This is a genomic window from Halorarum salinum (genome assembly GCF_013402875.1).
Taxonomy (GTDB): Archaea; Halobacteriota; Halobacteria; order Halobacteriales; family Haloferacaceae; genus Halorarum; species Halorarum salinum.
In genome coordinates this window covers 3,756,396-3,766,807 of record NZ_CP058579.1, presented here as the reverse complement: position 1 = coordinate 3,766,807, position 10,412 = coordinate 3,756,396, and the positions used below count along the sequence as shown (strand labels likewise).

The following is a 10,412-nucleotide window of genomic DNA, read 5'->3' as shown; positions in this document are numbered from 1 at the left end:
TGTTATACTGCGTCCTCCAGTTCCAGCGTCGGTCGGATGCCGAGCGCCTTCATCTCGTCCAGCAGGAGTTTGAAGGCGTAGCTGACCTCGATCTCGTGGATGTTGTCCTCGTCGCCCGTGATGGGGTCGTAGATGCGGCGCTGCTCGCGGTCCTCGACCGCGACCATCCCCGTCTCCTCGGAGATGTACACCTCCTCCCGGTCGGAGGCGTCGAGCAGGCGCTCCTTCAGCGCCATCGCGGCGCCGTGCCCGATGAGCACCTCACGCTCCATCTCGCCGACGCGGAGGCCGCCCTCGCGGGCGCGCCCCTCGGTCGGCTGGCGGGTGAGCACCTGCACCGGCCCGCGCGAGCGGGCGTGCAGCTTGTTCGACACCATGTGGTACAGCTTGTGGTAGAAGATGGTGCCGACGAAGATCTCCGCCTCGATCTTCTCGCCGGTGACGCCCGAGTACATGACCTCCTTCCCGGAGGACTTGTAGCCGTGCTCCTCCAGCGAGTCGCGGAGCGACTCCTCGTCCTCGCCCTGGAATGCGGTGCCGTCGACGCGCCGGCCCTCCAGCGCGCCGACCTTGCCGCCGAGCATCTCCAGCACGTGGCCGACCGTCATGCGCGACGGGAGCGCGTGCGGGTTGAGCACCAGGTCGGGGACGACGCCGTCCTCGGTGAACGGCATGTCCTCCTGGGGCGCGAGGTGGCCCACGACGCCCTTCTGGCCGTGCCGGGACGCGAACTTGTCCCCGAGTTCGGGGATGCGCTCGTCCCGGACCGAGACCTTCGAGAGCTTCGAGCCGTCCTCGCCCTCCATCAGCGTCACCGTGTCGACGACGCCGTCCTCGCCCGAGCGCATCGTGACGGACGTCTCGCGGCGCTTCTGCGGGGAGAGCCCGCCCATGTCGTCCGGCTCCTCGAGGAACCGCGGGGGGCTCGTCTTCCCGAGCAGGACCGAGTTCTCGTCGACCGTCGTCTCCGGGTTGACGAGGCCGTCCTCGTCGAGGTGCGTGTATGCGTCCTCGCCGCGGGCGCCGCGCACGTCCTGGGAGGGGATCTCGAACCGGTCCTCCTGGCCGCCGGGGTAGCGCCGCTCCTCGCCCTCGTAGGTCCGGAAGAAGTGCGAACGGGCCATCGCGCGCTCGACCGAGCCCTTGTTCATGACGAGGGCGTCCTCGATGTTGAACCCCTCGTAGGACATGACGGCGACGACGAAGTTCTGCGCCGCGGGGCGCTCGTCGAAGCCGATCTGCTCGGTCGTCTGGGTCTTCACCATCGACAGCTGCGGGTAGTGCATCAGGTGCTGCCGGGTGTCGGGCCGGATGCGGTAGTTGGCCGACGGCAGCCCGAGCGACTGCTTCATCATCCCGGCGCCCATCGTGATGCGCGGGCTGGCGTTGTGTTCGGGGTACGGGATCATGCCCGCGCCGATGCCGAAGATGAGCTGCGGGTCGATCTCGAGGTGGGTCGTGTTCTCGGTGATGTCGCCCTCGTCGACCGCGACGAGGATGTTCTCCTCCTCCTCGGCGTCGATGAACTCGACGAGGCCGTACTCGACGAGGTCCTCGAACTCGATCTCCCCGTCGTTCATCGCCTCGACGTGCTCGTCGTCGAGCAGCGGTTCGCCGTCCTCGACGACGATGAGCGGCCGCCGGGCGCGCCCGGCGTCGGCGTTCACGATGACCTCGCCGGTGCGTTCGCGAACCGACACGTTCACCATGTCGGAGACGTCGCCCCGGCGTCGGGCCTCCCGGATCTGTGCTGCGAGCTCGTTCGGGTCGGGGTGGGTCCCGACCAGGCTCCCGTTGACGTAGACTTTCGCTTCTCGTGCCTGAGCCATGTGTATCAGTCGTCCGCGGACGCGCGGTCGACGCCCTCGATTCCGGGCATCCCCTCGACGCCCATGGACGCGAGTTCTCGTTTCAGTCCCTGTTCGTCCTCGACGTTCTGTGACAGCTCCATCGCCTGCGCGAAGTTCTTCACGAGCCCGCAGTTGGGACCCTCGGGGGTCTCCGACGGGCAGATGCGACCCCACTGGGTCGCGTGCAGGTCGCGCGCCTCGAAGTGGGGCTGGGACCGGCTGAGCGGCGAGCGGAGCCTTCGCAGGTGCGACAACACGCCCATGTAGTCCGTCCGGTCGACGAGCTGGGAGACGCCCGAGCGGCCGCCGACCCAGTTCCCCGTGGCGATCGGGTGTTCGAGCCGTTCGGTGAGCACGTCGGAGCGGACCACCGTGTTGACGGTGAGCTGCCGGTTCCGCATGTTCGCGCGCTCGAGCTGGTACTTCACGTCCCGCGACAGCTTGTTGAGCGCCGTCCGGAACAGGTCCGTCATCAGGTCGCCCGAGACCTTGAGGCGCTTGTTGGCGTAGTGGTCCTTGTCGTCGGACTCGCGGCGGCCGAGCGCGAGTTCGAAGCAGGCCTCGGCCATGCGACAGAGGTAGAACGCCTTGTTGCTGCGGGTCTCCTCGTCCTCGATGCCCTCCTCGTGGAGGTGCGGGAGGAGGTAGCGGTCGATGACGTAGTTCGCCCGCTTGAGCTGGTAGTTCTTCCCCTGGCCCGAGGCGACGCGCTCGCCGAGGGTCTCGATCGCCCCCTCCTCGGTCTGGACCTCGGCCTCCTCCAGGTTCTCCAGCATGTACTTCACGATCTCCGGGTCGTCGGAGACGCGGTGGACGATCTCCTCGTCGGACTCGAGCCCGAGCGCCCGGACGAGCGTGACGAAGTTCACCGACCCCGACACGGAGGGGAACGACACCTCGAGGATCCCCTCCCGGTTGCGCTCGCACAGCACGAGCGCGCGGTAGCCGCGACGCTGGGAGAACGTCTTCGCCACCTGGATCTCGTCGCCGTACTTCGAGTCGTACTCGGCGAGGATCTTGTTGGGCGCGAGGTCCTCCGAGGTCATCAGCACGCGCTCGGAGCCGTTGACGATGAAGTAGCCGCCGGGGTCGACGGGGTCCTCGCCGATCTCGACGAGCTCCTCGTCGGAGAAGCCCGAGATGTTACACCGCTCGGAGCCGACCATGATCGGCATCCGGCCGACCTTCGTCTCGGTCTGGTCGACGACCGTCTCGGGCTCCTCCTCGCCCCCGCGGATGATCTTCATCTCCATGAACACCGGCGCGGAGTAGGTGATGTTGCGGAGCCGCGCCTCCTGCGGGTAGAGCAGCTCCTCGGAGCCGTCGGCCTCGCGGACGCGCGGAGTCGTGATGCGCACGTCGCCGAGTTCGACGAACACCGGCTCCTGGCCCTCCTTGTCGCCGATGTCCGTGTCGATGGTCTCCTTCTCGTCGACGACGCGCTGCATGCCACGCGAGAGGAAGTTGTTGAACGACCGGAAGTGGTGGGCCGCCAGCCGCTCCTGGGAGAAGTACTCCCGGGAGACCTCCCGTCTGGTCGCTCGGTTCACTCTACCACCAGCCGGTAAATGACGGCGTGATCGGTGGTGCGGGAGTCCCGTTCGATGCGGACGACGTCCCCGATCTCGGCCTCGTCGGGCAGCGCCGGGTCCGTCCGCGTGATCTTGGGCAGGTCGGTTTTCTTGACGTTGTACTCCTCGAGGACCTCCTCGACGCGCTCGGGGTCGTCGAGGACGCTGTGGTCCGGAACCAGGTCGTGTTCACTTACGTTTACCATGTCTCGGTGGTGCTCGCGTTGGGCGTCGGCCTGTGCCGCTGGGGAGAAGTTGTCACGAGATACTACGGCGGTATATACGGCTCAGACATTTAACGCTTGTCAAGTTCGCTCGGGACGCAACGCTAGTCGGACCGCAGGTACACGGATCGGCCAACGGGGGCGTCGTCCTTGAAGGTTGCGACGCACGGTATCGGGGGACACGGCGACGATGGATAACAAGCCTTAATTACGTACCTCCGATACTCAGGATTGCAGCAAGCCCGGATGGTGTAGTGGCCCATCATACGACCCTGTCACGGTCGTGACGCGGGTTCAAATCCCGCTCCGGGCGCTTTCTGTTACGATCGACCGGCGAGCGACGAGTCGATCGGTCGGCGACGCGAACGACCAGTGCCGGGGTTCGCCCGGGCCGGCGCCGGACGACCCGTCGGCCCCCGAACCGGTTTCCGCTCGAACAGGTTCGATTCCCGGCCGCTCGCCCTGCGAACGTCGGGATAAGCAAATTAACCCCGGCGTCCAATGATTAACCGAGTGACGACCGAAGAGCGCCCTGACGCCGGCGACTCAGAAGGTACCGACGACGAAGTGACCCACGCGCGGCGACGAGAACTGCTCAGGGCGGGGACGGCCCTCGGGACGAGCGCGGCCCTCGTCTTGGGGTTCGGCGCCGAGTACGTCTCGTCCGGGGAGACCGAGACCATCACGTACGCGCTGGCCAGGCCGGAGCCGGACGCCGACGCGCTCGAACCGCGGACCAAGGAGGTGCCGATCGAGTGGTACGAGAGCCTCCAGCTCGCGTTCGAGGTACAGGAGAGGGTGCTCGCGGCGGGCCTCGCGCCGCTCGTCGGGTCGTTCGTCGTCCCCGGGACGTTCGCGGATTCGGCGGCGACGATCTCGGTCGACTCGACCGACGAGAGCGTCCTGGAGACGCTCGAGGACCTGACCGGCGACGTCCGCCTCGACCTGAACGTCGTCGACCCCATCCCCCCGAAACCCGGGGGTGAAACGGACCTCTCGGACGCGTATCAGGTGTCGGAACTGGACGACGGCGACGTCCCCGGCGGCGTCGTCTGTCTCAGCGAGGACTCGTTCGGGACGCTGACGCCGGCCCTCTACGACGGGGACGGATCGCGGTACTTCGCCACGTCGAACCACGTGTTCGGCGCGTCCGGGACCAAGGAGACCGAACACCGGGGCGACCCGCTCTCGGTCCGCCACGACGGGGAGGAACGCCGGGTCGGGACGGTCGACCGGGGGTACCCCACCGCGGACGTCGTCCGGGTCAGTCCGGTCGAGGAGTACCGCCCGGCGTCGGCGATCGAACGGGCGTCGCCCTCGCGGGTCCTCGGCCAGTTCACGAAGATCGGTCTGGCCGACCTGATGGCGCGTGGGAAGCCGCTCACCAAGGTCGGTGCGCTCTCGGACACGACCTCGGGGGAGATCCAGGGCATCGACGGCCTGACCTGCTACACGGGTGAGGTCTGCAAGCCCGGCCAGCTCAAGTGGGGCGACGAGCACGGCATCGTCGACGGCGACAGCGGGTCGGCGGCCTTCCACGCGGACCCGGAGAACCCGGACGATGGCCTCCTGGTGGCGAGCATCAACAACGCCCGCTCGTGGTGGTCCGAGGCCGACTTCGTGTGGGGGACCGCCGCCCACCACCTCCTCGACGCCTACGACCTCCACTTTTGAGGCCGGGATTTATCGTCGAACGGGTCGTACTCGGACGCGTGTTCCAGTCCGATTCGCCGCTCCGCGATCGGCTCGCGACAACCCTCGAGGGCACCGGCCTGGGGGTTCTCCTGCGAGACCTCGCCGTCGTGGTCGCCTGGGTCCTCGTGGTCTCGTTCGGGTTCCGCGTGTTCGGCCTCCCGACGTGGCTCTACTACGTCGTCGTGTTCGCCGGCGTCGTCGGCTACCTGCTCGTGAGCGGTCCGTGGACCGTCCGCCCCGACGGCTGAGCCGACCGGAGCGGGCCCTCCTACTCCTCGAGGCGGATGCGTTCCCGGTCGCGCGCCTCCGCGAGCAACGCCTCGCGGTCCACCGTCAGCGAGTCCGTCTCGACGCGCGAGGTCGACCGCGGGACCCGGACCGTCACGAGGACGTACCGCCCCCGGTCGTCGACGCGGGTGATGGTGGGGACGACGCCCGTCGCCTCCGTCTCGTCCACGGCGACGGTTCGTCCGGTCAGTTCCGCGTACACCTCGCCGAGCAGCGCGCTCGGCCATCCGCTCACGTCGTCGTTCATCGGCGGAGTCGGTTCGCGCGTCGGGATAAGCGTACCCCGCCGATTCTCGCGTGGCGAACGGCGACGCCTCGGTCCGGTGATCTGACGGAGTCGGGCGGACGGTAACGCGTCCGCACCGGGGCGAAGCCGAGCGGGTCCGGGGTATCGTGCGTCCGTACGCCGCTCCCGTTTCCGCTCACGCGTCGTCCACGTCGCGCCGGTCGCCGGAGCCGGCCCCGGTCGAACCCCCCGTCGCCGGCCCGACGCCCGCGACCGACGAGACGCGGGGTGAGCCCCCGTCGTGTCGGGTCTCCCGTTCGCGAATCCGGACGGCGTGTGTCGACTCCGTCGCGTCGTCGACGACCAGTGCCTCGCCGACCCCCGTCGGCAGGCGGTCGGCCAGGTCGCCCGCGAGCAACGCCGGATGGGAGTCGACGAGCGCCTCGACGTCCGACCGCGTCGTGAGTCGATGGGCGACGAGGAGGTCCGACTGCGAGAGCGCGACCGGGGGGAGCGACCCCGGACGCTGGGTCGCACAGACGAGGGAGACGCCCGGCGCGCGGCCGCGAGTGAGCACCGTCCGGAGCGCCGGCGCCGCGACCCCGTCGAAGCAGGCGTGGGCCTCGTCCACGAACAGCCACGGCAGCCGGTCGAGTTCGCCCCGGACGCGCGCGTCGTACCAGCCCCGAGGCGACCGCGAGACAGACGGCGTTCATCGCCGGGGCCGGGAGCGCGGCACAGTCGAGGACCGTCGGCTCCCCCTCGGCGAGGTGGCGGGCGGTGAGGCCGTCGGGGCTGAACACGCCCCACGAGTCCGCCAGCGCGAGGTGGTTCCCCGCCGCCCGTCGCGTCGCGCGGTCGGCGTCCGCCCCGCGGACTCTGGCCCGTGCACCCGCCAGTGTGTCGGCGTCGACGAACGCCCGCCACACGAGTCCGCCGACGGCCCCGTCGGCGTCGAGGCCGAACAGCCCCGGCCACGTCGACGGCGGGAGCGTGTCGGCCCGAACCCGGGGGCGGCGGTGGACCGTCCCGCCGCCCTCGACCACCCCGGCGAACGCGCCCATGGGGTCCACGACCACCGGAGCGAGCCCGCGGGTGTCGGCGACCTCCTCGACGAGCACGCCGAGGGTGTACGATTTCCCGGTCCCTCGCTTCCCGACCACCACCCCCGCGTGCGGGCGATCGAGGTCGATCCGGACGCGCCCGCCCTCGCTCCCGTCCCGGGCCAGGTACCGCCCCAGTTCGCCGGTCGGTCCCCCGCCCCCGGACGGCGCCTCTCCACCGGTCCCCTCCGTTCCCGTTCGGCCGATGACGTGCACGGGGGCGGTGGTCCCGTCATCGTTCAAGAACCCTCACGCGAGAGTTCAAGTAGGGAGACGGGACCAGGCCGGGGTATGCTCGACAGGCTCACGGAACTGTATCGGGACGAACGTGCGATCGAGGGGTTGCCGGTCAGGCTCGTCATCGCGCTCGTCGTGGGCGTCGCCAGCCTGAGCGTCATGCTGAACATGGTCTCCGGGATCGAGGGGCTCGCGATCACCGAACTCGACGCCCGACCGGAGCCCGAAGTGACGACGCCGGGCGAACGGGAACTGGCCGTGACCGTCGTCGACGCGGACGGCCGCACGGTCTCGGACGCGACGGTCGTGGTCTCGGGAGGCACCGCGGACCTCGACGGCGTCGCGACGGCGCGAACGGACGCCGACGGGCGAGCCACCGTGACGGTGTCGCCGTCGCTCGGCCCGAACCAGGCGGAGGGGACGCTGGAGATCGACGTCAAGCCGCCCGCCGGCGGGTCACACGCCGACCATCGGGGGAACACGAAGGTGCTGGTCGTCGCCGAGTGAGTTCGTGCCCGAAGTTACCCGCCGAGGTACAGTCTCCCCACCTCGTCGTCGTCCAGGAGCGCCCCGGCGTCGTCGGCGAACCGGACCGTCCCCTGGTCGAGGACGTAGCCGCGGTCGGAGACGGAGAGCCCCTTCCGCGCGTTCTGCTCGACCATGAGGATGGCCGTGTCCATCTCGTTGACCGCCCGGACGTCCGCGAACACCTCGTCGGCGGTGTTGGGCGCGAGGCCGGCGGAGGGCTCGTCGATCAGGAGGACGTCGGGCTCCATCACCAGCGCGCGCGCGAACGCGAGCACCTGCCGCTGGCCCCCGGAGAGCGTCCGGGCCTTCGCGTCCCGCTTCTCGTCGAGGACCTCGAACCGGTCGTACAGCCCCTCCATCACCTCCCCGAGCCCCCCCGAGCGGGCGACCCCGCCCATGCGGAGGTTCTCCTCGACGGTGAGCGAGCCGAACACGTTCTCGGTCTGGGGGACGTAGCCGATCCCCATCCGAACGACGTCCTCCGGGGCCGCCCCGCCGATCTCGCGGCCGCGATAGCGGACCTGCCCGGACCAGGGGTCGAGCATCCCGAACGCGGTCTTGAGGACGGTGGACTTGCCGGCGCCGTTCGGTCCGATGAGACAGACGATCTCGCCGTCCTCGAGGCGGAGCGAGCAGCCGTCGAGCACCTGCGTCTCGCCGTAGCCGCCGTCGACGTCGACCAGTTCCAGCGCGGCGTCGTCGCTCACGCGCCACCCCCGAGGTACGCGTCGACGACGCGGTCGTCCGCGCGGACCGCGTCGGGGCTCCCCTCCGTGAGGACTCGACCCTGGTTTAACACGACGATGGGGTCCGCCAAATCCATGATGAAGTCCATGTCGTGCTCGATGATCAGGAAGGTGGTCCCGGCCCCGTGGAGCCGCCGGATCTGGGCGGCCAGGTCCTTCGTGAGCGTCGGGTTCACGCCGGCGACCGGTTCGTCGAGCAGCAGGATCTCGGGCTCGGCGAGCATCGCCCGCGCGAGTTCGACGAGCTTCATCTGGCCGCCCGACAGGTCCGTCGCGGGCTGGGTCGCCAGGTGGCCGATCCCGAACTCCTCCAGGATCTTCCGTGCGCGTTCGAGGTTCCGCGATTCCCGGGCCCCGACCTCGCCGGGCGAGGTGAACAGCTTCACGAAGGACTCGCCGGGCTGGCCCTGCGGCCCGACGAGCATCGCCTCGCGGACGGTCATCCCCTCGAGCTTTCGGGGCGTCTGGAACGTCCGTATCAGCCCGCGCTCGGCGATCGCGTGGGGGGCCATCCCGGTCACGTCCGTCCCGTCGACGGCGACGCGGCCCGCGTCCGGTTCGTGGAAGCCGGAGACGAGGTCGAACACCGTCGACTTGCCGGCGCCGTTCGGGCCGATGAGGCCGGTGATCGTCCCCCGTTCGACCCCGAACGTGGCGTCGTCGGCCGCGACGAGTCCGCCGAACGTCTTGCGGAGGTTCTCCACCCGCAGGACGTCGTCGCGACCCGGCGTTCCCCCGTCGGGCCGCGCGGGGTCGGATCGGTCACGCGGGGCGCCGCTCGGCTCAGGCATCGTTCCCACCCCCGCCGTCGCGCCGTGCCGGCCGATCGTCGACGGCGCCCGGCCAGATGAGTTCGCGCTGTGGCGGCAGGATCCCCTCCGGTCGGAACCGCATCACGAGCACGATCAGGAGGCCGATGAGCAGGAGTCGGAGCGGGCCGCCGTCGATCGGTACCCACGCGAAGTCGTTGACGAACCGCGTCCCCTCGCGGATCGCCACGATGACGAACCCGCCGAGGAGCGCACCGCGGTTCGAGCCGCTCCCGCCGAGCATCACCGCGACCCAGACGTAGAACGTCGTGATGGGGTCGAGGGCGCCGGGCTCGACGTAGAGGTTGAGGTGGGCGTAGAACACGCCGGCGAGCGCCATGACGACGCTGCCGAGGACGAACGCCTGCATCTTGTACGCGTACGTGTCCTTGCCGAGCGCCTCCGCGAGGTCCTCGTCCGACCGGATGGTCCGGAGCACCCGCCCCCAGGGCGAGCGGTGGACGCGGCGCAACACCGCGAAGCTCCCGGCGACGAACGCGAACACGAGGACGACGTTGAGCAGCGCCCGGTAGAACGGCGTCTCGAAGAACACCGGCGACCCGGGGACGAGCTCCATGCGGATCCCCGGGAGCGCCGTCGGCAGCGTCTCGACGACCGGCCACCCCTCGAAGAACCGGGGGATCCCCCGGACGCCGGCGCTCCCGTTCGTCCACTGACGCTCGTTGAGGAACACGAGGCGGAGGACCTCCGCGAGGCCGAGCGAGGCGATGGCGAGGTAGTCGGCCCGGAGCCTGAGCGTCGGGATCCCGATCGCCACCGCGAGGGCGGCCGCGAGGACGACCCCGATCAGGAGCCCGACGATCGGGTTCAGACCGCCGGCCAGCGGCGAGGAGTCGCCCGTCGCGAGCGCGGCGCCGTACGCGCCGATCCCGAAGAAGGCGGCGACGCTGAAGTTGATCAGGCCGGTGAACCCCCACTGGGCGTTCAGGCCGAACGACAACAGCGCGTACATCCCCCCCAGCCCGACGAGGTACAGGAAGTAGGCGGGAGCGAGCGCGCCGACGACCACGCCGGCGAGCGACGCGACGGCTACGACGCCCAGCGCGGCGGCGACCACCCGTTCGGGCCGGGTCAGCGTCCCCCAGTACCCGCGGGGGTCGGCGATCGCGGCCAC

At 69.9% G+C, this 10,412-nt stretch carries 10 protein-coding genes, 1 tRNA gene and 1 pseudogene; 4 read left to right on the top strand and 8 right to left on the bottom strand.

Annotated features, from left to right (window positions below; genetic code table 11):
• Positions 1–2: 2 nt before the first annotated feature.
• Genes rpoB through HUG12_RS19030 form a run of 3 tightly spaced genes read right to left on the bottom strand, consistent with a single transcriptional unit; the run spans position 3 to position 3,627 of the window.
• Positions 3–1,829, bottom strand: a complete 1,827-nt coding sequence (rpoB, locus tag HUG12_RS19040) for a DNA-directed RNA polymerase subunit B (protein WP_179270291.1) — start codon at positions 1,827–1,829, stop codon at positions 3–5.
• A gap of 5 nt (positions 1,830–1,834) precedes the next feature.
• Positions 1,835–3,400: a DNA-directed RNA polymerase subunit B'' gene (locus HUG12_RS19035; protein WP_179270290.1), complete on the bottom strand. Its 1,566-nt coding sequence runs from the start codon at positions 3,398–3,400 to the stop codon at positions 1,835–1,837.
• A complete protein-coding gene (locus tag HUG12_RS19030) occupies positions 3,397–3,627 on the bottom strand; it encodes a DNA-directed RNA polymerase subunit H (protein ID WP_179270289.1) in 231 nt (76 codons plus the stop codon). Before HUG12_RS19030 ends, HUG12_RS19035 begins: the two co-directional genes overlap by 4 nt.
• Before the next feature lie 258 nt (positions 3,628–3,885).
• On the opposite strand from HUG12_RS19030, the gene HUG12_RS19025 reads away from it, so the two are divergent.
• The 3 genes from HUG12_RS19025 to HUG12_RS19015 all read left to right on the top strand — a co-directional run bounded on the left by HUG12_RS19025 (position 3,886) and on the right by HUG12_RS19015 (position 5,588).
• Positions 3,886–3,958, top strand: a tRNA-Asp gene (locus HUG12_RS19025).
• A 200-nt stretch (positions 3,959–4,158) separates the two neighbouring features.
• Entirely contained in the window at positions 4,159–5,319 is a 1,161-nt protein-coding gene (locus tag HUG12_RS19020) for a hypothetical protein (RefSeq protein ID WP_179270288.1), read from the top strand.
• Positions 5,320–5,357: 38 nt separating this feature from the next.
• Entirely contained in the window at positions 5,358–5,588 is a 231-nt protein-coding gene (locus HUG12_RS19015) for a hypothetical protein (RefSeq protein ID WP_179266823.1), read from the top strand.
• Between the two features lie 20 nt (positions 5,589–5,608).
• Here HUG12_RS19015 and HUG12_RS19010 read toward each other — a convergent pair whose 3' ends face one another.
• Entirely contained in the window at positions 5,609–5,875 is a 267-nt protein-coding gene (locus tag HUG12_RS19010; RefSeq protein WP_179270287.1) for a hypothetical protein, read from the bottom strand.
• 175 nt (positions 5,876–6,050) lie between these two features.
• Positions 6,051–7,173, bottom strand: a pseudogene (locus HUG12_RS19005) (ATP-binding protein).
• A gap of 75 nt (positions 7,174–7,248) precedes the next feature.
• On the opposite strand from HUG12_RS19005, the gene HUG12_RS19000 reads away from it, so the two are divergent.
• A complete protein-coding gene (locus HUG12_RS19000) occupies positions 7,249–7,701 on the top strand; it encodes an Ig-like domain-containing protein (protein ID WP_179270286.1) in 453 nt (150 codons plus the stop codon).
• 14 nt (positions 7,702–7,715) lie between these two features.
• Here the strand turns inward: HUG12_RS19000 and HUG12_RS18995 are convergent, their stop codons facing one another.
• From HUG12_RS18995 to HUG12_RS18985, 3 genes are read right to left on the bottom strand one after another with little or no spacing between them, the layout of a single operon-like run.
• Complete coding sequence (locus HUG12_RS18995; protein ID WP_179270285.1) at positions 7,716–8,429, bottom strand: ABC transporter ATP-binding protein; 714 nt, start codon at positions 8,427–8,429, stop codon at positions 7,716–7,718.
• Positions 8,426–9,259, bottom strand: coding sequence for an ABC transporter ATP-binding protein (locus HUG12_RS18990; protein ID WP_179270284.1), 834 nt, complete (start codon positions 9,257–9,259; stop codon positions 8,426–8,428). Before HUG12_RS18990 ends, HUG12_RS18995 begins: the two co-directional genes overlap by 4 nt.
• Positions 9,252–10,412, bottom strand: a complete 1,161-nt coding sequence (locus tag HUG12_RS18985) for a branched-chain amino acid ABC transporter permease (RefSeq protein ID WP_179270283.1) — start codon at positions 10,410–10,412, stop codon at positions 9,252–9,254. Before HUG12_RS18985 ends, HUG12_RS18990 begins: the two co-directional genes overlap by 8 nt.

Coding starts and splice junctions, on each gene's coding strand:
- rpoB (WP_179270291.1), bottom strand. CDS start 1,829: ATGGCTCAGGCACGAGAAGCGAAAGTCTACGTCAACGGGAGCCTGGTC.
- HUG12_RS18990 (WP_179270284.1), bottom strand. CDS start 9,259: ATGCCTGAGCCGAGCGGCGCCCCGCGTGACCGATCCGACCCCGCGCGG.
- HUG12_RS19030 (WP_179270289.1), bottom strand. CDS start 3,627: ATGGTAAACGTAAGTGAACACGACCTGGTTCCGGACCACAGCGTCCTC.
- HUG12_RS19000 (WP_179270286.1), top strand. CDS start 7,249: ATGCTCGACAGGCTCACGGAACTGTATCGGGACGAACGTGCGATCGAG.
- HUG12_RS19010 (WP_179270287.1), bottom strand. CDS start 5,875: ATGAACGACGACGTGAGCGGATGGCCGAGCGCGCTGCTCGGCGAGGTG.